The sequence below is a fragment of the Cognatilysobacter tabacisoli genome, assembly GCF_003586305.1.
Classification (GTDB): Bacteria; Pseudomonadota; Gammaproteobacteria; order Xanthomonadales; family Xanthomonadaceae; genus Cognatilysobacter_A; species Cognatilysobacter_A tabacisoli.
Window position 1 is genome coordinate 1,551,584 of the sequence record NZ_QXJI01000001.1, and the last position, 21,691, is coordinate 1,573,274.

19 protein-coding genes and 1 riboswitch are annotated in these 21,691 nt (G+C 70.6%); of the genes, 10 read left to right on the forward strand and 9 right to left on the reverse strand.

The features are described from left to right. Positions 1 to 29: 29 nt before the first annotated feature. Positions 30 to 566 carry a YceI family protein gene (locus tag D3A60_RS11745; protein WP_119719105.1) on the forward strand — a complete coding sequence of 179 codons (537 nt, stop codon included), beginning with the start codon at positions 30 to 32 and terminating at the stop codon, positions 564 to 566. Between the two features lie 9 nt (positions 567 to 575). Here the strand turns inward: D3A60_RS11745 and D3A60_RS11750 are convergent, their stop codons facing one another. After that, entirely contained in the window at positions 576 to 854 is a 279-nt protein-coding gene (locus D3A60_RS11750; protein ID WP_119719106.1) for a glutaredoxin family protein, read from the reverse strand. Positions 855 to 960: 106 nt separating this feature from the next. Between D3A60_RS11750 and D3A60_RS11755 the strand changes: the two genes are divergently transcribed. Further along, positions 961 to 2,358 carry an L-serine ammonia-lyase gene (locus D3A60_RS11755; protein ID WP_119718825.1) on the forward strand — a complete coding sequence of 466 codons (1,398 nt, stop codon included), beginning with the start codon at positions 961 to 963 and terminating at the stop codon, positions 2,356 to 2,358. Here D3A60_RS11755 and D3A60_RS11760 read toward each other — a convergent pair. Genes D3A60_RS11760 through metX form a run of 3 tightly spaced genes read right to left on the reverse strand, consistent with a single transcriptional unit; the run spans position 2,345 to position 5,783 of the window. Beyond that, the gene (locus D3A60_RS11760; RefSeq protein WP_119718826.1) at positions 2,345 to 3,487 is read right to left on the reverse strand and encodes a homoserine dehydrogenase family protein; all 1,143 of its coding nucleotides are present in this window, start codon (positions 3,485 to 3,487) and stop codon (positions 2,345 to 2,347) included. The two genes, D3A60_RS11755 and D3A60_RS11760, sit on opposite strands and share 14 nt — an antisense overlap. Continuing rightward, positions 3,484 to 4,710, reverse strand: a complete 1,227-nt coding sequence (gene metB / locus D3A60_RS11765) for a cystathionine gamma-synthase (protein ID WP_119718827.1) — start codon at positions 4,708 to 4,710, stop codon at positions 3,484 to 3,486. Before metB ends, D3A60_RS11760 begins: the two co-directional genes overlap by 4 nt. After that, the gene (gene metX, locus D3A60_RS11770; protein WP_119718828.1) at positions 4,707 to 5,783 is read right to left on the reverse strand and encodes a homoserine O-succinyltransferase MetX; all 1,077 of its coding nucleotides are present in this window, start codon (positions 5,781 to 5,783) and stop codon (positions 4,707 to 4,709) included. The genes metB and metX overlap by 4 nt, the downstream gene beginning before the upstream one ends. A gap of 67 nt (positions 5,784 to 5,850) precedes the next feature. Beyond that, positions 5,851 to 5,985: riboswitch (SAM riboswitch) on the reverse strand. A 118-nt stretch (positions 5,986 to 6,103) separates the two neighbouring features. Here metX and D3A60_RS11775 point away from each other — a divergent pair. The 3 genes from D3A60_RS11775 (at position 6,104) to D3A60_RS11785 (ending at position 9,848) form a co-directional block, all read left to right on the forward strand. Beyond that, positions 6,104 to 7,207: an NHL repeat-containing protein gene (locus D3A60_RS11775; protein WP_196778717.1), complete on the forward strand. Its 1,104-nt coding sequence runs from the start codon at positions 6,104 to 6,106 to the stop codon at positions 7,205 to 7,207. A 4-nt stretch (positions 7,208 to 7,211) separates the two neighbouring features. Further along, entirely contained in the window at positions 7,212 to 8,159 is a 948-nt protein-coding gene (locus D3A60_RS11780; protein WP_231120482.1) for a peptidoglycan DD-metalloendopeptidase family protein, read from the forward strand. An 84-nt stretch (positions 8,160 to 8,243) separates the two neighbouring features. Then, positions 8,244 to 9,848 carry a peptide chain release factor 3 gene (locus tag D3A60_RS11785; RefSeq protein ID WP_119718830.1) on the forward strand — a complete coding sequence of 535 codons (1,605 nt, stop codon included), beginning with the start codon at positions 8,244 to 8,246 and terminating at the stop codon, positions 9,846 to 9,848. Between the two features lie 61 nt (positions 9,849 to 9,909). Here the strand turns inward: D3A60_RS11785 and D3A60_RS11790 are convergent, their stop codons facing one another. Together D3A60_RS11790 and D3A60_RS11795 are read right to left on the reverse strand one after the other, a co-directional pair. Next, positions 9,910 to 10,533: an aspartyl/asparaginyl beta-hydroxylase domain-containing protein gene (locus tag D3A60_RS11790; protein WP_119718831.1), complete on the reverse strand. Its 624-nt coding sequence runs from the start codon at positions 10,531 to 10,533 to the stop codon at positions 9,910 to 9,912. A gap of 10 nt (positions 10,534 to 10,543) precedes the next feature. Then, entirely contained in the window at positions 10,544 to 11,167 is a 624-nt protein-coding gene (locus tag D3A60_RS11795; protein ID WP_119719108.1) for a sulfotransferase family 2 domain-containing protein, read from the reverse strand. A 105-nt stretch (positions 11,168 to 11,272) separates the two neighbouring features. Here D3A60_RS11795 and trhA point away from each other — a divergent pair, with 105 nt between their 5' ends. Together trhA and D3A60_RS11805 are read left to right on the forward strand one after the other, a co-directional pair. Beyond that, on the forward strand, positions 11,273 to 11,914 hold the full coding sequence (gene trhA / locus D3A60_RS11800) for a PAQR family membrane homeostasis protein TrhA (RefSeq protein ID WP_119718832.1): 642 nt from the start codon (positions 11,273 to 11,275) through the stop codon (positions 11,912 to 11,914). Positions 11,915 to 12,180: 266 nt separating this feature from the next. Further along, positions 12,181 to 14,121, forward strand: a complete 1,941-nt coding sequence (locus tag D3A60_RS11805) for an AsmA family protein (RefSeq protein ID WP_119718833.1) — start codon at positions 12,181 to 12,183, stop codon at positions 14,119 to 14,121. Between the two features lie 34 nt (positions 14,122 to 14,155). On the opposite strand, the gene D3A60_RS11810 is transcribed toward D3A60_RS11805, so the two are convergent. Genes D3A60_RS11810 through mtgA form a run of 3 tightly spaced genes read right to left on the reverse strand, consistent with a single transcriptional unit; the run spans position 14,156 to position 16,337 of the window. After that, positions 14,156 to 14,584, reverse strand: a complete 429-nt coding sequence (locus D3A60_RS11810; RefSeq protein ID WP_119718834.1) for a CBS domain-containing protein — start codon at positions 14,582 to 14,584, stop codon at positions 14,156 to 14,158. Next, positions 14,544 to 15,569 carry a glycosyltransferase family 2 protein gene (locus D3A60_RS11815; protein ID WP_119718835.1) on the reverse strand — a complete coding sequence of 342 codons (1,026 nt, stop codon included), beginning with the start codon at positions 15,567 to 15,569 and terminating at the stop codon, positions 14,544 to 14,546. Before D3A60_RS11815 ends, D3A60_RS11810 begins: the two co-directional genes overlap by 41 nt. A 45-nt stretch (positions 15,570 to 15,614) precedes the next feature. After that, a complete protein-coding gene (mtgA, locus tag D3A60_RS11820) occupies positions 15,615 to 16,337 on the reverse strand; it encodes a monofunctional biosynthetic peptidoglycan transglycosylase (protein ID WP_119718836.1) in 723 nt (240 codons plus the stop codon). Positions 16,338 to 16,441: 104 nt separating this feature from the next. On the opposite strand from mtgA, the gene hslO reads away from it, so the two are divergent. From hslO to D3A60_RS11835, 3 genes are all read left to right on the forward strand, one after another. Further along, positions 16,442 to 17,347 (forward strand): Hsp33 family molecular chaperone HslO, encoded by a 906-nt coding sequence (gene hslO, locus D3A60_RS11825; RefSeq protein WP_119718837.1) that lies wholly within the window; start codon positions 16,442 to 16,444, stop codon positions 17,345 to 17,347. Positions 17,348 to 17,452: 105 nt separating this feature from the next. Next, on the forward strand, positions 17,453 to 18,292 hold the full coding sequence (locus D3A60_RS11830; protein ID WP_119718838.1) for an XOO1806 family protein: 840 nt from the start codon (positions 17,453 to 17,455) through the stop codon (positions 18,290 to 18,292). A 223-nt stretch (positions 18,293 to 18,515) separates the two neighbouring features. After that, positions 18,516 to 21,521, forward strand: a complete 3,006-nt coding sequence (locus D3A60_RS11835) for a TonB-dependent receptor plug domain-containing protein (protein WP_119718839.1) — start codon at positions 18,516 to 18,518, stop codon at positions 21,519 to 21,521. The last annotated feature ends 170 nt before the right edge of the window (positions 21,522 to 21,691 follow it).

Genomic DNA, 21,691 nt, shown 5'->3' on the forward strand with positions numbered 1-21,691 from the left:
AGGAGTTGCCCGTGCGCGCCGTTGCCGCCCTGTTCATTGCCGCGTCCCTCGTCGCGTCGCCCGCACTCGCCGCCGACTACGTGCAGGCGCCCGGCTCGACGCTGGGCTTCGCCAGCCGCTACGACGGCGAAGCCTTCACTGGCCGCTTCCCCGCCTTCACGACCCGGCTGAGCTTCGATCCGGCCCAGCTCGCCAAATCGAAACTCGACGTGGTCATCCCGCTGGCCGGCACCACGACCGCGAATCCGGAACGCGACGAGACCCTGCTCGGCAGCGACTTCTTCAACGTGGCCAGGTTCGCGCAGGCGCGCTACACCGCCACCCGGTTCCGCAGCCTCGGCGGCAACCGCTACGCGGCCGACGGCTCGCTGTCGCTGCGCGGCGTGTCCAAGCCGGTGACCCTCACGTTCACGTGGACCCCGGGCGCGCGGCCCGTGCTCGACGGCAAGGCCACGGTGAAACGGCTGGACTTCGGCATCGGCGGCGGCGATTGGGCCGACACGACGACGCTGCCGAACGACGTCGCGGTCAGCACCCGGGTCGTGTTCGCGCCGGCGAAGAAGTAGTCCGACCGCTCAGGGAGCGAGGAACGCCCGCACGGCCTCGGCGCCGAACGGCCAGTCGAGTTCAAGGTCGCGGCGGCTGTCGCGCAGCACCGGCACGCGGTGCCCGTAACGCGCCTCGAGCCCGTCGTCGCCGTCGATGAACACGCTGGCGAACTCCGGCGCGCGCGCGTCGGCCAGCACCGTGAGCGCGACGTCGCACAGGTGGCAGTCGTCGCGCTGGAACAGCACGAGCTCCGGCGTCGAACCGGGCCGGCAATCGTCAGTGGGCGCGTGGGTCGGCTCGGTCATCGGCATGCGCCACGGTATGGCAGGGGCGCGTTCGGCGGGCGCGTAGAATACCGGCCCTGCGCGCCGCAGCCTGCGCCGCGCGGCAACGTCATGGAGTCGCACGCCGGTGGCCGTCAGCAGTTTCGACCTGTTCAAGATCGGCATCGGGCCGAGCTCCTCGCACACCGTCGGGCCGATGCGCGCGGCGGCGCGGTTCGTCGAACGCTGGCTGGTCGAAGGCGGCGCAGGTGACGGCAGTGACCTGGCGCGCACCGCGCGCGTGCGCGCCGAAGTGTTCGGGTCGCTCGCGCTGACCGGACGCGGCCACGGCACCGACAAGGCGGTGCTGATGGGGCTGGAGGGCCACTGGCCGAACCAGATCGACCCGGACGTGATCCCGGCCACGCTGCAGCGCATCCGCGCCGACAAGCGCCTGCGCCTGCACGGCGAGCACGAGATCGGCTTCGACGAGAAGCACGACCTGATCATGAACAAGCGCCAGAAGCTGCCGTTCCACACCAATGGCATGCGCTTCACCGCGTTCGACGCGGACGGCGAAGTGATCGCCACGCGCGACTACTACTCGGTCGGCGGCGGCTTCGTGGTCAACCAGGACGAGGCGGCCGAAGACCGCATCGTCGCCGATGAGACCGAACTTCCGCACCCGTTCCGCAGCGGCGACGAGCTGCTGGCGCGCTGCGCCGAGACGGGCCTGAGCATCGCCCAGCTGATGCACGCCAACGAACAGGCCTGGCGCACGCCGGCCGAGATCGACGCCGGCCTCGACGAGCTGTGGCTGGCGATGCAGTCGTGCGTCGCGCGCGGCATCCGCGAGAGCGGCACCCTGCCCGGCGGACTGCACGTGACCCGGCGCGCACCGTCGCTGCATGCCGAGCTCTCGTCAAAGCCCGAGGCCGCGATGCGCGACCCGCTGACGACGCTGGACTGGGTCAACCTGTACGCGCTCGCGGTCAACGAGGAGAACGCCGCCGGCGGCCGCGTCGTCACCGCGCCGACCAACGGCGCGGCCGGCATCATCCCGTCGGTGCTGCACTACTACGACCGCTTCTGCCCCGGCGCGAATATCGCCGGGATCCGCACGTTTCTGCTGACCGCTGCGGCCGTGGGCATCCTCTACAAGGAAAACGCCTCGATCTCCGGCGCCGAGGTCGGCTGCCAGGGCAAGGTCGGCGTGGCGTGCTCGATGGCGGCTGCGGGCCTCACCGCCGCGCTCGGCGGCACGCCCGGGCAGATCGAGAACGCGGCCGAGATCGGCATGGAACACAACCTCGGCCTGACCTGCGACCCGATCGGCGGCCTGGTGCAGATCCCGTGCATCGAGCGCAACGCGATGGGCGCGGTCAAGGCGATCAACGCCAGCCGCATGGCGATGCGCGGCGACGGCAAGCACAAGGTCAGCCTCGACAAGGTCATAAAGACCATGCGCGACACCGGCCGCGACATGCAGGACAAGTACAAGGAAACCTCGCGAGGCGGGCTGGCGGTCAACGTCATCGAGTGCTGACGCCGCACGCGGCGGACGACGTCGCCGCGAACCGCAACGCGTCGTCCAGCAGCGCAGCGGCAGTCACGTCGGCTCCGGCGCCGGGCCCCTGGATCACCAGCGGCTGGTCGCGGTAGCGGTCCGACCAGACCGCCACGCGGTTGTCGGTGCCGGCGCCGCCGGCCAGCGGGTGGTCGACCGGCAGCGATTCCAGGCCGACCCGCGCGCGTCCGCCTTCCAGTCGCGCGATGAAGCGCAGGCGCTCGCCGCGCTTCCACGCGTCGGCGAATCGCGCGCGCAGCGGCGAATCGAGCGTCGGCAGCGCGGCATCGAGCGCGTCGACCGACAAGCCGGCGAGCGCAGGCGGCACGAGCGACTGGACGTCGACCTCATCGGCCTCGAGCCCCACACCCGCGGCGCGCGCCAGGATCAGCAGCTTGCGGCGCACGTCCTCGCCGGACAGGTCGTCGCGCGGATCGGGCTCGGTGTAGCCCGCCTCGCGCGCGTCACGGACGAAGCCCGAGAACGGGCGCAGCCCGTCGTAGCGGTTGAACAGCCACGCCAGCGAGCCCGACAGCACGCCGGCGATCGCGTGGATGCGGTCGCCGCCCGCCTGCAGTTCGCGCAGCGAGCGCAGCAGCGGCAAGCCCGCGCCCACCGTCGCGCTGTCGCCGTAGCCCGCCCCGCCCGCCGCCTGCGCGGCGGCGATCGCGCGCCAGCGCGCGAGCGAGGTGCCCTGCCCCAGCTTGCACGCGGTGACGACGTGGATGCCCTGCGCGAGCCACCCGGCATGCTGCGCCGCGACGGCGTCGCTGGCGGTCGCGTCGATGACGATGCGCGGCGCGGCACGGTGCGCGGGGTCGCCCCCGAGCACGGGCGCGACGAGGTCCAGCGAGGCCGGCTGGCCCTGCGTCGCCAGCAGCGCAATCGCGTGGTCGGGCGCCAGCGCGAACGGACCCGACACCGCGTGCCGCGAATTCGCCACGTGGACCAGCGACAGCCGCGCACCGAGCGGCGACCCGTTCCATGCCGCCAAGCGCGCCAGCACCGCGCGGCCCACCGTGCCGGTGCCGAGCAGGGCCACCCGTCCAGCCGGCGCGGCCCGGGCGGCGCGTCCGGGCTCGCGTTGCGCCGCTACGCGCGCGCTCATCGCGTCGCGCGTTTCGCGCTGCGGCCGCTGGCGAGCACGCGCTCGAGCGCCGCGGCGATGTCGGCGACCAGGTCGTCGGCATGTTCGATGCCCACCGAGAGCCTCAGCAGCCCGTCGCCGATGCCCGCGGACGCGCGCGCGTCGGCGCTCATCGCCGCGTGGGTCATCGTCGCCGGATGCGCGATCAGGCTTTCGACGCCGCCGAGCGACTCGGCCAGCGTGAAGTAGCGCAGCCCGTCGAGGAAGGCCCGCACCGCCTGCTCGCCATCGGCATGGTCGCCGCCGTCGAGGTCGACGCTCAGCATTGCGCCGAAACCGGACTGCTGGCGCGCCGCCACCGCATGGCCCGGGTGCGACGCCAGCCCGGGGTAGTGCAGCGCGCGCACCGCCGGGTGGCCGTCGAGCAGCGCGACCAGCGCGTCGGTGTTCTGCTGGTGGATGCGCAGGCGCGCGTCGAGCGTGCGCAGCCCGCGCAGCGTCAGGAAGCTGTCGAACGGCGAGCCGGTGATGCCGAGCGCGTTCGCCCACCACGCCAGCGGCTGCGAGAGCTCGGCGCTGCGCGCCACGACCGCGCCGCCGACGACGTCGCTGTGGCCGTTGATGTACTTCGTCGTCGAGTGCACGACGAGGTCGGCGCCGAACGCGATCGGACGCTGCAGCGCCGGCGACAGGAAGGTGTTGTCGACCACCGCCAGCGCGCCGGCCGCGTGCGCGGCGTCGATGACCAGCCGCAGGTCGGTGATCCGCAGCAGCGGGTTCGACGGGGTTTCGATCCACACCAGCGCCGGCGATTGCGCCAGCGCCTCGCCAAGCGCGAGCGGGCTGGTCAGGTCGCACGTGATCAGCTCGAACGCACCCTTCGCGGCGAGCGCGTTGAACAGGCGCCAGCTGCCGCCGTACGCGTCGTGCGGCACCACCAGCCGGTCGCCCGGCTTCAGGAACGCGTGCAGCACCAGCGTGATCGCGGCCATGCCGGTCGCGGTGACCACCGCACCCTCGCCCCCTTCGAGCTCGGCCAGCGCATCGGCGAGCAGGTCGCGGGTCGGGTTGCCGCTGCGCGTGTAGTCGTACGTTCGCTTCTCGTTGAAGCCGGCGAAGCTGAAGTTCGACGACAGCACCAGCGGCGGCGTGACGGCGCCGAACGCGGTATCGCGATCGATGCCGGCGCGTACGGCCGCGGTCGTCGGCGCACAGGGGGCGTGAGTGGCCAGGTGGGTGCTCATGCCGCGGACTCCTCGAGGACGGGGGCGTGTTCGTCGGTCAGTGCGGTGGCGAGGACCGCGGCGATGGCCGTGTCCTCCTTCAGGAAGGCGTCGTGCCCGTAAGGCGAACGCAGCACGCGCAGGCGGGTTTCGCCGCGCAGGCGCTCGACCAGCGCGTACGCGTCGGCCACCGGCACCAGCCGGTCCTCGGCCACCGCGACCACGGTCACCGGCACGCGGATGCGCTCGGGCTCGACCGCCTGCAGGTCGATCGACTCGGACAGGCGCAGGTAGGCGGTCGGCGACGTGCGCGCGGCGAAGCGCGCGGCGCAGTGGTCGAGGTAGTCCTCGGCGCCGACATGCACGCGGCCGCCGCGGACCTGCGGCGCGGCGAAGCGCGACTCGAACTCCTCCGGCGTGCGGTAGCTGAGGATCGCGAACTGCCGGGCCAGCGACAGCCCGTGCACCTCGTCGCACTGCAGCGCGCCGAGGGCGACGGCGCGGCGCTGCAGTGCGCGCCATGCGCTGGCATACGGGTGGGCGCGGTGGGTGCCGCTGATCGCGACCAGCCGCCCGAGGCGGTGTCCGTGGCGCTGGGCGAACTGCAGCCCGACCATCGCCCCGTACGAGCAGCCGACGAACGCGTGCAGCGCCGGGATGCCCAGTGCGTCGAGCAGCGCCGCGATCGCGTCGGCCTGGTCGGCCGGGTCGATCACCGCGTCCAGCGCGCCATCGGCGCCGACCCAGTCGAACGACAGCAGGCGGTGGTCGCGCGGGTCGAGCGCACGCCCTTCGCCGACCTGCGACGGCCACCAGCCGGCGGCGTCATCGACGGCGTTGGGGGCGAGGTGGCGGTCGGCCGAGATGCCGCCGGCCACCAGGACGACGGGCAGGCCCGCCGCACCGACGGACTCGTAGCGCAACCGCAGCGTGCGCATGCCGGCATGGCGCAGGCAAAAAGCGACCTCGACCTCGCCGCGGTTGGCCGGGGGGAGGGAGCGGGCGTCGGGCGGGGTCGAGGCGAGCGCGGAAATACCGTCGTCGCGATCAAAGTGGGAACGATCCCAGTGGAGAGCGGGTGACACGAGGCTCATGGCGGCAGTCCGGAGTGACGGGGCCATCGAGCCGACGCTGACAAGCGCTGCCGTGCGGCAACGCCCTCAACCATCTTCCGGTGCTGCCCTGTCGACCAACGCCGACCGGGCCACCGCAGGAATTGGCACCTTCGCACCGCTTGCGCAGTGCTGGGTTGCCCCGGCTTCAAAGGGCCTGTCCCTCAGCCGGTCTCGATGGATGGCCGCAGTCTGCCCGCCGGCCTCCGAGCGTGTCAATCGCTTCATCCGCATATAGCGATTTATTATTTTCGCCTCGCCGTGAACGACACACTGGAAGGCGCGCCGAATACACTCAGGCGATGATCAAGCCCGTCCTTCTTCTCACCGCCGCGGCGCTCCTCGCCGCCTGCACCGCTGCGCCGTCAAGGCCCGTCGCCCCGACCGCGGCAACGACGACGCTGCCCGCCCCGTCGATGCAGCGCATCGCCGAGCACTACGTGTCCGATGCGATGCCGGAGGAAGAACTCGACTCGCTGGCGACGTGGACCACCGAGGACGGGCGCACCTGGGTCATCGCCAGCGCCAAGTCGACGCACCGGCTGGTCGTCTTCGACGGCGACAGCGGCGAGCGGCTGCGCACGTTTGGCGAGGAGGGTCCCGGCGCGGGCCAGTTCAACCGGCCCAACGGGGTCGCGGTGCACGGCGACCACCTGTTCGTGGTCGAGCGCGACAACCGCCGCGTGCAGGTGTTGAACCTGCCGGATTTCACCCCTGCCGGCAGCTTCGGCACCGCGGAGCTGCGCAGCCCGTACGGGATCTGGCTGACCGAGACCGAACCCGGCGAGCTCGAGATCTACATCACCGACAGCTTCATGTACGGCAAGAAGTTCGACGAGGTCCCGCCGTTCGACGAACTCGACGAACGCGTGCGCCGCTACCGCGTCAAGTTCGACCAGGCCGGCCGGCTGCGTTCCACCTACGCCGGGGCGTTCGGCGACACCGGCGAGCGCTCGGCGCTGCGGATGGTCGAGTCGATCGGCGGCGACCCAGTCAACGACCGCCTGCTGGTCGCCGACGAGGACCGCCGCCACGAGTCGACGCTGCGCGAGTACACCTTTTCCGGCAAGTACACCGGACGCAGCCTGCCGCAGGACAGCTTCGGCGCCGAGGCCGAGGGCGTCGCGCTGTGGACCTGCCCCGACGGCGGCGGCTACTGGATCGCCGTCGACCAGCTGGCGCCGCTGACGATCTTCCACCTGTTCGACCGGGTCACCCTCAAGAGCCTCGGGAGTTTCGAGGGCGCGGTGACCGCGCACACCGACGGGGTCGCCCTGCATGCGGCGGCCACCCCGTCGTTCCCCGGCGGCGCGCTGTTCGCCGTGCACGACGACAAGTCGCTGGTCGCGTTCGACCTGCGCGAGGTCGCCCGCACCCTCGGCCTGAAGCAGGGCTGCGTCGAGTAGGACGATGTCGCGCCTGCTCGCCACCGCCGCGATCGCGATGGGCCTGCTGGCCACGGCCGGCACGCTGCACGCGGCCAAGGTCTACAAGTGGACCGACCGCAACGGGGTCACCCACTACGGAGACCGCGCCCCGGACGCGAAGGTGCAGGCCACCGCGCGCGCCGGCTCGATCCGCGAGATCCGCGTGCCGGTCGAGCCCGGGGCGATCGCGCGCCTGAGGGTCGAGCCCAGCGACGGCCGCTACCTGGCGTGGGCCGACAACACGCTGGGCGGGCCGATCGAGGTCATGGTCTGGATGGACCGCAGCAGCAACATCGTCGGCGAGCCGTCGCTGCCGGCGCGCGCCACCGTGGGTCCGCGCGGCAGCGCCCTGGTCGCGGTGCTCAGCGCGGCCGACCCGGCCCGCGGCGGCGACTTCGCCCTGCGCATGGAGAGCCTGCCCGGCTCCCCGAATGCCCGCCCCGTGGACGCCGAGTACGTGCTGCCGCTGCGGCAGCCGCGTTTCCGCATCGACCAGGGATACGGCGGCAGCTTCAGCCACGCCGACGCCGCCAACCGCTACGCGGTGGACTTCGCCGCCGACATCGGCACGCCGGTCGTGGCCGCGCGCGACGGCGTGGTTATGCAGGTCGAATCGGACTTCGACAAGGCCGGCCTGAACCGCGAGAAGTACGGCGGGCGCGCGAATTTCGTCCGCATCGTCCACGATGACGGCGCGATGTCCCTGTACGCGCACCTCGACACCTCCGGCGCGCTGGTGCGGGTCGGACAGCGCGTCCGCGCCGGGCAGCAGATCGGCCGCTCGGGCAACACCGGCTTCACCACCGGGCCGCACCTGCACTTCGTCGTGCAGGTCAACCGCGGCATGCGGCTGGAGTCGATCCCGTTCCGCATGCGCGGGCCGGGCGGTCCGCTGCGCATCGCCGCCGGCGTCGCCAGCGGCCGCCTGTGAGGCCCCGCCGGCCGCCGCGGCGCGCCGGGCTATAATCCCGCCCCTCCCGCACTCTCCCGCGCGCCCAGGCGGCGCGCCGACGCCATGTCCGATGTTTCCCTCGAAGCCCTGCGCCGCCGCACGTTCGCGATCATTTCGCACCCGGACGCCGGCAAGACCACGCTGACCGAAAAGCTGCTGCTGTTCGGCGGCGCGATCCAGATGGCCGGCTCGGTGAAGGGCCGCAAGGCCGCGCGCCACGCGACGTCCGACTGGATGGCGCTGGAGAAGGAGCGCGGCATCTCGGTGACCTCGTCGGTGATGCAGTTCCCGTACGAGGGCCGCATCGTGAACCTGCTCGACACCCCGGGCCACGCCGACTTCGGCGAGGACACCTACCGCGTGCTCACCGCGGTGGACAGCGCCCTGATGGTCATCGACGTGGCCAAGGGCGTCGAGGAGCGCACGATCAAGCTGATGGAGGTGTGCCGCCTGCGCGACACGCCGATCATGACCTTCATCAACAAGCTCGACCGCGAGGGCAAGGACCCGATCGACCTGCTCGACGAGGTCGAGAGCGTGCTGAAGATCCAGTGCGCGCCGATCACGTGGCCGATCGGCATGGGCCAGCGGCTGAAGGGCGTCGTGCACCTGCTGACCGGTGAGGTCCACCTGTACGAGCAGGGCCGCAACTTCACCCGCCAGGACTCGACCATCCTGCCGTCGATCGACGACCCGCGTGTCGAGGCCGCGATCGGCGCGCCGGCGCTCGCCGAGCTGCGCGAGCAGCTTGAGCTGGTCGAAGGCGCCTCGCACCCGTTCGACAAGGCTGCCTACCTGCGCGGCGAGCAGACCCCTGTGTTCTTCGGATCGGCGGTCAACAACTTCGGCGTGCAGCTGCTGCTCGACTTCTTCGTCGAGCACGCGCCGAGCCCGAAGCCGCGCGCGACCACGACCCGCGAGGTGCAGCCGGCCGAGAGCAAGCTGACCGGCTTCGTGTTCAAGATCCAGGCGAACATGGACCCTCAGCACCGCGACCGCGTCGCGTTCATGCGCATCTGCTCGGGCCAGTTCTGCGCCGGCATGAAGGCCTTCCACACGCGCACCGGCAAGGAGCTGAAGCTGGCCAACGCGCTGACGTTCATGGCGTCCGACCGCGAGATCGCCGAGAGCGCATTCCCCGGCGACGTGATCGGCATCCACAACCACGGCACCATCTCGATCGGCGACAGCTTCAGCGAGGGCGAGAGCATCGCCTTCACCGGCATCCCGAACTTCGCCCCCGAGCTGTTCCGCCGCGCGCGCCTGCGCGACCCGCTGAAGCTCAAGCAGCTGCAGAAGGGCCTGGCGCAGCTGAGCGAGGAAGGGGCGACGCAGTTCTTCCGCCCGTTGATGAGCAACGACCTGATCCTCGGCGCGGTCGGCATGCTGCAGTTCGACGTGGTCGCGTACCGCCTGAAGGACGAGTACGGCGTCGACGCCAGCTTCGAGCCGGTGCAGGTTGCGACGGCGCGCTGGATCCGCTGCGACGACGCCAAGAAGCTCGAGGAGTTCCGCGACAAAAACGCGATGAACCTCGGCATCGACGCCGCCGGGCAGCTGGTCTACCTCGCGCCGACGCGGGTCAACCTGCAGCTGGCGCAGGAGCGCGCGCCGTCGGTGCAGTTCCTGGCCACGCGCGAACACGCGCACGCCGTCGCGATCGACTGAGCGCCGCCGGGGCCGGCCACCGGCACGCGCGTCGCGGCACCCGGCCGGGACGACGCCGGGATCACCGGGCGGCGGCGGGCGCCGCGACGACGCGCTCGAGCCACGCCGGCTCGGGCTGGTCGAGGTCGAAGTACTCGAAGATCAGGTGGATCCGGTCGGTCGAACCGGCATTGTCGACCGCGTGCACCGACATGTTGCTGACCTCGGCCGCCTCGCCCTCCGGCAGGTGGTGGCCGACGCCGTCAACGAAGAACGTCACGTCCGGGTTGGTCAGCAGCGGTACGTGGATCTTGTGCGGCCACTTGGCCGCGGGATTCGCGTCGCGGTGCGGCTTGATCGTGCCGCCCGGCGCCATCCGCGCCAGCATCACCCGCGGGAACGCGCCGCGCGCGTACCCATACGGCGCAACCGCCTGCGCCAGCACCGGCTCCAGCAGCGGCCGCCACGCCTCCCACAGCGCGCGGTCGTGCGAACGGCGCCAGTCGCGCGTGCTGTCGACGAAGCGGAACACGATGTGGCGGGTGCGGTCGAGCGCCTCGAAGCGGTTCGGCTTGTCGGCGTTCTCCGCGTCCCAGACCGATTCGGGAATCGCCAGTACGGCCTCGCGCAGCGCCGCGATGTCGACCGGGCCGAGCCGGCGGATCGTCGTCGTCTTGCGCGGGTTGGCGTACGGATCGGACGTCATGGCGCGGGCCTCAGAACTGGTAGTCGAACAGCTCGAGGTCGCGGCGGTACAGCGCGGCCACGCCGTCGACCAGGTCGGCATCGTAATACTCGCGGTAGTGCCCCCGCCGCGAGCTGTTGACCCGGTCCAGCGCTCGGCTCGGGATGCCGACCCGCTCGCAGATCGCGTCGTAGCTGGCCTGCATGGTTTCCACGCGGCCGAGGTAGTCCATCTCGACGTCGCCGGCGTCGTTGACGAGCAGCGTGTACTGCGGCTGGAAGTGCACGTGGTCCAGCGGACGCGCCTCGAACAGGATCCGCCGCATCGTGCCCTTCGGGTCGCGGTCGAACGCGCCGGTCTGGCGGGTCATGAACGAGCAGTACGACACGAAGCGGTCGAACGGGTTGCGCACGAACGTGAACTTGAAATAGGCGTCGGCCACCTCGTCGCCGAGGTAGGGCCGCACCTGGCGGACACTGAGGTGGCCGTGTTTGATCCGGGCGATGTCGTCGAACGGGAAGCGCTTGTTGACGAACAGTCCGACCTGTTCGATGTCGTCCGGACCGAGGTGCTCGCGCAGCGCCTGACGCACCGAATGGGTGCCGGTCTTCGGCATCGGGACGAAGATGTAGCGGTGCTGATGGGAAACGATCATGTCGAGCTCGTCGGCGATCGGCGCATGATCGCATGCCGGCCGGCCGCGATAGACTGCGTCCATCCGCCACCGGATGTTGGCCCCGCCCCCGAGGAGCGCCACAGGATGTCCGAGACCGTTTCGGTACGCGAAGAGGTCGTCAATGCGCTGACCCATGGCTTCGGCGCGGCGGCCGCGCTGGCCGGCGGCGCGGTGCTGATCACCCTGGCCGCCCTCTATGGCGACGGCTGGCAGCTGGTCAGCGCGATCGTGTTCGGCCTGTGCCTGCTGCTGCTGTACATCGCCTCGACGCTGTACCACGCGATCCAGCACCCCGTCGCCAAGGCCCGCCTCAAGGTCTTCGACCATTGCGCGATCTACCTGCTGATCGCGGGCACGTACACGCCCTTCACCCTGGTGGGCCTGCGCGGGCCGTGGGGCTGGAGCCTGTTCGCGGCGATCTGGGCGCTGGCGTTCGCCGGCGTGGCGTTCAAGCTGTTCTACACCGGCCGCTTCAAGCTGCTCTCGACGCTGTTCTACATCGCGATGGGCTGGCTCGTCGTGGTCGCGATCAAGCCGCTGCTCGGCGCGCTCGACGCGTGGACGTTCGGCTGGCTGCTGGCGGGCGGCGTGTTCTACACGCTGGGCACCGTGTTCTACCACCGGCCGTCGCTGCCCTATGCGCACGCGATCTGGCACATGTTCGTGATCGCCGGCAGCGTGTGCCACTACATCTCGGTGATGGCGCAGGTCCTGCACGAGGCGTGACGGCCGGACTGAACCCCGAGCAACGCGGTCGTCGGGTTTGACGATGCGTTGACCCAGCGGTGTCGATGGTGGGGACGGTTTCCATGGAGATGGACCGTGCCCTGCTCCACGCCCGCTGTTCCTACCGCCCCCGCCTCGGCCCGCGACGCGTCCGACGCCGCGCGTGGCGCGGGCGCGGATTGCTGATGGCGCGCGGAGTGAATACGAAGCCGCGCTCCTCGACGCCCGGCCTGCCGACGAAGACGGACGGCGCCGCGGACGTGGCTATGGCCCCGCGCGCGGGACTTGCTTCCCTTCGGCGCCATCCGCTGCTGACGGCCTTCGGGTTGCTGACGCTGGCGATCGCCGTCCTGGTCCTGCTGTGGGACTGGAACTGGTTCCGCGGGCCGGTCGAGCGCTTCGTCGAGCGCCGCACCGGCCGCACGATCGAGATCGCCGGCGACCTCGACGTCGACCTCGGATGGGTGCCGACCATCAGCGCGGACGACGTGACGTTCGGAAACGCCGCGTGGTCGAAGCAGCCGACGATGGCGCGTGCGCAGCGGATCGAGTTCGACGTCGAACTGCGGCCGCTGTTCTCGCGCGACGTGCGCATCCCGTCGATCCGGCTCGATCGCCCGGTCCTCAACCTCGAGGTCGGCCCCAACCGCGTCGGCAACTGGCGCTTCGGCGAGCCGGGCGGCATGGAGCCGGAATTCCGCAGATTGGCGATCAACCAAGGCAAGCTCGCGTTCCTCGATGCCGGCCGCAAGACCGACATCAAGCTCGACGTGTCGTCGGAGCGGAATGGGAAGCGCGGCGAAGCGATCCCCATCGAGGTCAGCGGCGGGGGGCGCTGGCAGGGCAACCGGTTCACCGTGAAGGGCCGGGCCGAATCGCCGCTGGCGCTGCGCGACCGGGACAGCCCGTACCGGATCGATGCGCGCGCCAGCGCCGGCGCAACCCACGCCCACGCGCGCGGCACCCTGCTCGACCCGCTGCGGCTGCGCGACTTCGACCTCAAGCTCGCGCTGCGCGGCAAGGACATGGAGGACCTGTACCCGTTGATCGGCATCGTGACGCCGCCGACGCCGCCGTACGCGCTCGACGGCCGGCTGACCCGCGACATCGACGGCGGCCGGACCGTATGGCGCTACGACGGGTTCACCGGCACGGTCGGGGACAGCGACCTGGCCGGCAGCGCGGCGGTCACCACCGGCGGGCCGCGGCCGTTCCTGCGCGCCAACCTCGTGTCCAAGCGGCTGGACTTCGACGACCTCGCCGGCTTCATCGGCAAGGCACCCCGCGCCGGCGGCAGCGAAACGACCAACCCCGAACTCGCGGCGAAGGCCGCTCGGGAGCAGGCGAGCGCACGCGTCTTGCCCGACACGCCGTACAAGCTGGACCGGCTGCGGGCGATGGACGCGGACGTGCGCCTCAAGGCGCAACGCATCAACGCGCCGTCGCTGCCGCTCGACGACATGGACGCGCACCTGTTCATCGACGCCGGCGTGCTGCGGCTGGACCCGCTGAACTTCGGCGTCGCCGGCGGCAACGTGCGCTCGACGATCCGCATGGACGCCCGCGAGAGTCCGATCCGGACGCGCGCCCGCATCGCCGCGCGCGGGCTCGAACTCTCGCAGCTGCTGCCGAACGTCGAGCTGGCGCGCGACGCGGTCGGCCGCGTCGGTGGCGACATTGCGCTCACCGGCAACGGCAATTCGATCGCGCGGATGCTGGCGACGTCGGACGGCGACGTCGCGCTCGGCATGGGCCGCGGGCAGATCAGCAACCTGCTGATGGAGCTGGCCGGACTCGATATCGCCGAGGCGCTGAAGTTCCTGCTCACGAAGGACCGCAAGGTGCCGGTGCGCTGCGCGTTCGGCGACTTCAGCGTGCGCGACGGCGTGATGACGAGCCGGGCGCTGGCGTTCGACACCTCCGACACCATCATCGTCGGCAATGGCACGGTGGACCTGCGCGATGAGACCCTCGACCTGCGGCTGCGCCCGCGGCCGAAGGACCGCAGCCTGTTCGCGTTCCGATCGCCGCTGCTGCTGGACGGGACTTTCAAGGACCCGCGCTTCCGGCCGGACCTCAAGCGCGTCGGGCTGCGCGGTGCGATCGCCCTGACGCTGGCCAACATCGCCCCGCCGGCCGCCCTGCTGGCCACGATCGAACTGGGACCGGGCAAGGACAGCAACTGCGGCGGGCGCTACGCCGAGTAAGTGGAGCGGTCCGCCGGCACGCCGGCTCGCGACGTCAGGAGGCGATGTAGCGCTGCAGCTGGTCGAGTTCGACCTGCTGGTCCTCGATTACCGCCTTGACCAGGTCGCCGATCGACACCACGCCGACGACGTGGCCGTCCACGACGACCGGCAGGTGGCGGATCCGACGGTCGGTCACCAGCTGCATGCAGCGGTCGGCGGTGTCCTCGGGGCGCACGGTCACGACCTGCGCGGTCATGATCTCGCGCACCGCGGTGTCGGACGACGAGCGTCCCTGCAGCACGATTTTGCGCGCGTAGTCGCGTTCGGAGAGGATTCCGGCCAGTCGCCCCCCTTCCATCACCAGCACCGCGCCGATGCGCTTGTCGGCCATCAGCCGGATCGCGTCGATCACCGGCGCATCCGGACCGATCGCGAAGATCTCAGGCGCTTTCGCTTCGAGCAGCTGCCTTACGTTGCGCATGGCCGTCTCCTGCCGCCGGTGATGGCGTCGAGCATACTCCCGCCGCCGGCAGCCGGCTGTCCACCAGGTACAGCGGGCGCTGCTTGGACTCGTCGTACAGGCGGCCGAGGTACTCGCCGATCAGGCCCAGGGCGATCAACTGCACGCCGCCGAGGAACAGGATCACCGCCATCATCGTCGGCCAGCCGGCCACCGGGTCGCCCCACAGCAGCGCCTTGGCGATCACCCACAGCGCGTACGCGAACGCGACGGTCGCCGTCGCCAGCCCCAGGTACGTGGCCAGCCGCAGCGGCGCGGTCGAGAAACTGGTGATCCCTTCGAGCGCGAAGTTCCACAGCTTCCACAGGTTGAACTTGCTGGCGCCGGCCACGCGCGGTTCGCGGTGGTACGGGATCGCCACGTGTCGGTAACCGACCCAGCCGAACAGGCCCTTCATGAAGCGGTGGCGCTCGCGCAGCTGCCGCAGCGCGGCCAGCGAGCGCTCGGACAGCAGCCGGAAGTCGCCGGTGTCGGCCGGGATCGGGGTCTTCGACAGCCGGCCGATGACCCGGTAGAACGCGTGCGCGGTCGAGCGCTTCAGCCAGCCCTCGCCCTCGCGCTCCATCCGGGTGCCGTGGACGTCGTCGTAACCCTCGCGCCACTTGGCCACGAACTGCGGGATCAGCTCAGGCGGGTCCTGGCCGTCGGCGTCCAGGATCAGCGCGGCGCCGGCGTCGACGTGGTCGAGGCCGGCCGTCAGCGCGAGCTCCTTGCCGAAGTTGCGCGACAGCCGCATCGCACCGACGCGCGGGTCGGCGGCGACCATCGCCTCCAGCAGCGCCCAGGTGCCGTCGCAGCTGCCGTCGTCGACGTACAGCACGCGGCCGTCGATGCCGGCGTCGCGGACGAGTGCGTCGAGCACGGCGGCGATCCGCGGCTGCAACAGCGGCAGCGCGTCGGCTTCGTTGTACGCGGCGACGACGACGGTGAGGCGATCGCGGGTCATGCGCGCATGGTAGCCGGCGGGCGGCGCAAGGCGAGCGCCGCCGGCTTAGTCCAGCTGCCTGAGGTAGCCGGCGCCGCCGATGTAGCGCATCTGCCGCTCGATCGCGCGGGCGCGCCGCTGCACGTACGGACCGGGGCGCGACACGCTGTAGCGGCGCGGACTCGGCAGCACCGCCGCCAGCCGCGCGGCCTGCGAGGCGGTGAGGCGGTCGGCGTCGCGGCGGAAATAGGTGCGCGCCGCCGCCTGCGCGCCGTACACGCCGTCGCCGAACTCGGCGACGTTCGCGTACACCTCGACGATCCGCCGCTTCGGCCACAGGGTTTCGATCAGCAACGTGTACCAGGCCTCGACGGCCTTGCGCACGTAGCTGCGCCCGCTCCACAGGAACAGGTTCTTCGCGGTCTGCTGGCTGATGGTGCTGCCGCCGCGCACCTTGCGTCCGCGCGCGTTGTTCTTGCGCGCCTTCTCGATGGCCTCGAGGTCGAAGCCGTAATGCTCGGCGAACCGCTGGTCCTCGGCCGCGACCAGCGCCACCGGGACGTGCGGGGCCATCTGATCGAGATCGCGCCAGTCGTAGGCGACGCGGAAGCCGAAGTCGCCATCGGTCCAGGCCTCGAACTGGCGGATCGCCATGAAGGCGCTGAAGGGCGGGTCGACGAAGCGCAGCACCAGCACCTGCAGCGCCGTGCCGAGCACGAACAGCAGCGGCAGCGCCAGCAGCCACCGGCGCCATCGACGCCAGCGGCCGCGGTTCCGCGGCGCGTTCAACGCTTGCCCTCGACGATCCGCGTCCCCATCTCACCCCACCCCAGCCATCACCGCGAGGCGCGCATTATCTTCGATGCCGCACCTCGCGCCGCACGGAACCCGCCATGACCGCCGACGCCCGTCCCGACGACCGCGACCAGTTGACCCGATTCCTGATCGAAGGCGCGGGCGTGCGCGGCGTCCGCGTGCACCTGCACGACACCTGGCAGCAGATCCGCGGCCGCGCGGAGTACCCCGAGGCCGCCGCCGAACTGCTCGGCGAAGCCGCGGCCGCCGCCGCCCTGTTCACCGGGCACGCAAAGGTCGACGGGCGCCTGTCGGTGCAGGCGCGCGGCAGCGGGGCGCTGCGCACGCTGTTCGCCGAATGCACCGCGGCCGGCACGCTGCGCGGCATCGCCCAGCTCGAGGACGGGGCGCCGGTCTCGCGCGACCTGCGCGACCTGGGCCAGGACGCTGTCCTCGCCATCACCATCGAGAACCCGTCGCGCGACGGCCGCGACCCGGTCCGCTACCAGGGCCTGGTGGCGCTGGAGTCCGACTCGCTCGCCGGCGCGTTCGAGGACTATTTCCGCCAGTCCGAGCAGCTGCCGACCCGGCTGCTCCTCGCGGCCGACGAGCGCGAAGCGGCGGGCCTGATGCTGCAGAAACTGCCCGGCGACGAGGGCGATGCGGACGGCTGGGCGCGCGCCTGCGCGCTGTTCGACACCCTGTCTCCGGCCGAGCTGCTGGCGTGGCCGGCCGACACCCTGCTGACCCGGCTGTTCCACGAAGACGGCGTGCAGCTGATGGGCGGCAAGCCGCTCGCGTTCGCCTGTTCGTGCTCGCGCGAGCGGGTCGAGGCCATGCTGGTGTCGCTGGGCGACGAGGAGGCCCACGCCGCCGTGGCCGATGGCGAAGCCAGCGTGCGTTGCGAGTTCTGCGGGCAGACCTATCGCTTCACCGCGGACCAGATCGACGCCCTCTTCACAACCGCGGCCGCAGAAATGGCAGCCCCGGACCGCCTGCAGTGAGGTTTGTGGCGCGCGTCGCAGATTGTTAAGGAAACATAAATCCAGTATCTTCTGGAGCCTTGGGGAAGGGGAACTTCATCGACCTCGTCGGGTCGGATTGCCACCATGGACGCGCGCTTGCTCAACCTGCCACTCGCTCTGCTGCTCGCCCTCGGCGTGGCGACGGGCGCGTCTGCGCAGTCGCGAGCCCGCCAGGACGCGGCGACGCTGCCGGTCTGGAACAGCGCCAGTGGCAAGGTGGAGGCCTACCTCCTGCTCGAGCCGGCGACAGGCAATCGCTGGCGCAGCGGCGCCGCCGGCCCGGATGCCGCCTTCGGCCTCGGTGCCGGCGACACCCTCGGCCTGTTCTGCGGCAAGACCGGCCTGTCCGGCGCGATCGGCAGCCTCGCCAACCACTGCATCGTCGCATCGCTGGATGACGACGCGGGCCGCAACGGACGCTCCGCGGCTGGCGCGACCCTCTCCCGCGGCACGGCGCGGCTGGGGATGGCGCTGGGCACCGCGCGTGAAACCCTGCCGGCGTGGCTGAGCCCCAACAACCGCGCAGTCAAGGCGGAGCAGAACGCCCTGACCCTGTACGGGCAGAAGAACATCGGCCGCGAAGCGACCGTCTCGATCGGCGGCACGTGGGCGAAGGCCCGGCTGGTCCCGGCCAGCGAGATGCCGGCGGAGTTCAACGACCGCTGGTCGACCCGCACCATCACCGTCGGCGCGGGCTACGGCCCGTTCGGCGCGAACATCATCGGCCGCGTCGTCGATACGCCCGGGCAGCCCGGGCAGTGGGAAGGACTCGGCGTCGGGCTGACCTGGCGCACGCCCTGGAGCGGACAGCTCTCGGTCGGCGCCGAGAACGTCGTGACCCGCGGCCGGAATCCCTTCGCCCCAGGCAACCTGGACGGCGAAGAAGGCACCGTCCCGTACGTCAGGTACGAGCAGGACCTCTAGGCCTCTGGGCCGTGCGCCGGCGTATGCCGCTGGCCCAGTCCCCGCTGCCCCGCAGCATTTTTTCCAACTCCGAAATGGACCCGTCGAAAACGGGCCTTAACGACTCTTTAATTTTCTCCACAACCCGTCTAGGATCGGCCTCGCTTTGCCGGATCTGTGGGTTGGCTGTACGCGCTCCGGCGGAGTCCACAGGGGAATCCACCAAGAGTCACCGGAGAGAGAGATGAATATCCGAACCAACCCGCTGCGCGACGCGATCTGCTTCGCGCTGGCCACGGGCACGCTGGCCGCTTCTGGCGCCGTGCTTGCCCAGGAACAGCCCAGCACCACGAACCAGCAGGCCACGACGCTCGATCGCATCGAAGTCACCGGCACCCGCATCCGCCAGGTCGACCTCGAAACCGCGCAGCCGGTGTTGACGATCAGCCGCCAGGACATCGAGAAGCAGGGCTTCCAGTCGGTCGCCGACATCCTGCAGAACATCTCGGCCACCGGCACGCCGCCGATCAGCCGCGCGTCGCCGCTCTCCGCCGGTGAGCTCGCTGGCGGCACGTACATCAGCCTGCGCAACCTCGGCGCGCAGCGCACGCTGGTCCTGCTCAACGGCCGCCGCCTCGGCATCTCGACCAGCGGCTTCGCCGACGTGTCGACGATCCCGGCCGTCGCGGTCGAGCGCATCGAAGTGCTGAAGGACGGCGCCTCGTCGATCTACGGTTCGGACGCGATCGCCGGCGTGATCAACGTGATCACCCGCTCCAACTACGAAGGCGCCGCCGCCAGCGCGTACTTCGGCCAGTACAGCGAAGGCGACGGCGACATCACCAAGGGTGACTTCGTTATCGGCTTCACCGGCGACCGCGGCTCGATCACGGCCGCCGCCGAGTGGGCTGAGGAAGACCAGGTCGCCGCCAGCGCGCGCCCGTACTCGGCGTTCCCGCGCTCGAGCTTCCACCCGACCGACAACTGGACCCCGGTGGGCCAGTTCGGTGGCTTCGTGACGACGGCGACCACGCCGGTCCCGGGCCTGCCGGCCGGCACCCGCGTCGTGCTGCGTGACGGCGGCAACCCGCGCGTCATCACCGACTACATCCGCCAGGACCTGAACACCGGCACCTGCGTCGGCGCCACCGAGGCCACCGGCTGCACGCCGGGTTCGACCCTGCACAAGAGCAACACCAACCTGCAGACCGACCTGCGCACCCCGCTGGAGCGCCGCTCGCTGTATGTCGACGGCATCTTCGACATCACCGACAACGTCCGCTTCCGCACGAACCTGCTGTACGCATACCGCAGCACCGACCGCACCGTGGCCGGCTACCCGATGCAGGCCGCTTCGTTCGCCACGCCGATGTCGGCGACGAGCTACTTCAACCCGACCGGCCAGACCATCACCAACTGGTGGCGCCGTACGTGGGAAGTGCCGCGCGTGTCGACCGCCGAGCTGACCCAGTACCGCTTCTCCGGCGCGTTCGAAGGCAGCTTCGAGTTCGCCGACCGCCTGTTCGACTGGGACGTGTCGTACCTGCACAACGACAACAAGCAGCTGCAGTCGACCTACGGCAACCTCAACCTGCCGAACACCCGCCTGGCCGTCGGTCCGTCGTTCCTCGACCCGGTCACGGGCCAGGTCCGCTGCGGCACGCCGACCGCGCCGGTCGCCGGCTGCGTCCCGTTCAACCCGTTCCTGCCGTTCGGCCGGACCGGTGCCGGCGGCCTGACGGGCAACACGGCGCTGCAGAACTACCTGTTCCAGGAAGAGCACGCGCGCGGCGACACGTCGACGACCGTCATCGCAGCCAACCTGGCCGGCACGATCTTCGCGCTGCCCGCCGGTGATCTGGGCTTCGCGGTCGGCGTCGAGAACCGCAAGGAAGACGGCGAGTTCGTGCCCGATGCGCTGGCGGTGACCGGCGCGTCGACCAACCTGTCGTCGGGTCCGACCCGTGGCAGCTACTCGGTCGACGAAATCTATGCCGAGTTGCAGATTCCGATCCTCGCGGACGTGCCGTTCGCGCAGGAGCTGAGCCTCAACATCGCCAGCCGCTTCTCCGACTACGACACCTTCGGCGAGACCACGAACAACAAGTTCGGCCTGAAGTGGAAGCCGATCGACTCGCTGCTGGTCCGCGGCACCTACGCCGACGGCTTCCGCGCACCGACGATCGCCGACCTGTACGGCGGCGGCTCGCAGACGTTCTCGTTCTTCACCGACCCGTGCGACACGGTGTTCGGCAGCTCCGCCAGCAATGCCCAGACCCGCGCCAACTGCCGCAACGGCGTCGGCGGCCAGGGCGCGCTCGGTGCGCAGGCCGACAGCTACCGCCAGCTCGGCCAGGGCTTCACGCCGGTCGGTGCGCCGAACCAGCAGACCCCGGTCGCGTTCACGTCGGGCTCCAACCCGACGCTGACGCCGGAGCTGTCGAAGTCGCAGACGATCGGCGCCGTGTGGAGCCCCTCGTTCGTCGAAGGCCTCAACCTGTCGCTCGACTGGTGGAAGATCCGCATCGCCGACACGATCGTGGCCGACAGCCCGAACAACATCCTCAACGACTGCTACGTGCTGGGGATCGCGAGCCGCTGCTCGTCGGCGCTGTTCACCCGTGACCCGGTCCTGGGCATCCCGACGGTGACCTTCGGTGGCCAGAACGCCGGCTTCCGCAAGGTCGAAGGCTTCGACTTCGACGTCGCCTACCGCTGGACCACCGAGACGATGGGCAACTTCAGCATCGTGTCGAACAGCACCTACACCGCCAAGGACTACTTCGTCGCGACCAATGCGGCGGTGTACCCGACGTCGGCCGTGGGCTTCACCAGCACCTTCCGCATCCGCTCCAACCTCAACCTGGGCTGGCAGAAGGATTCGTGGGGCGTCAGCTGGATTTCGCGCTACTACTCGGGCATGAAGGAAGGCTGCACCTACCTGATCCCGGGCTCGACCACGCCGAACCTCGAGTGCGACGAGATCGTGTTCGCTCCGACCGGCGCGCTGCGTCCGGATGGCACGCCGGCCAGCTCGATCTCGCGTCGCCGCACGGTGGGTTCGAACACGTTCAATGACGTGCAGATCCGCTACGAGGCTCCGTGGAACGCCACGATCGCCGTCGGCGCCAACAACGTGTTCGACCGCGTGGGTCCGGTGATGTATACCCAGCCGAGCGCCAACGTGTCGTACTACGGCGGCTTCGACATCGGTCGTTTCATCTACATGAAGTACACCCAGCGCTTCTGATCGGCTGGTTTCTCCACGGCACCACCACACGGCCCCGAAAGGGGCCGTGTTCGATCTGGTCTCACGGAAACGCGCGACATGAATGGACTCCCGCGCGAAACTGAACACTTAACAGCACTTTAATTATTGGTCGGGCAGGACTACTATCCGGCGGACCTTGCGGTTTTTGG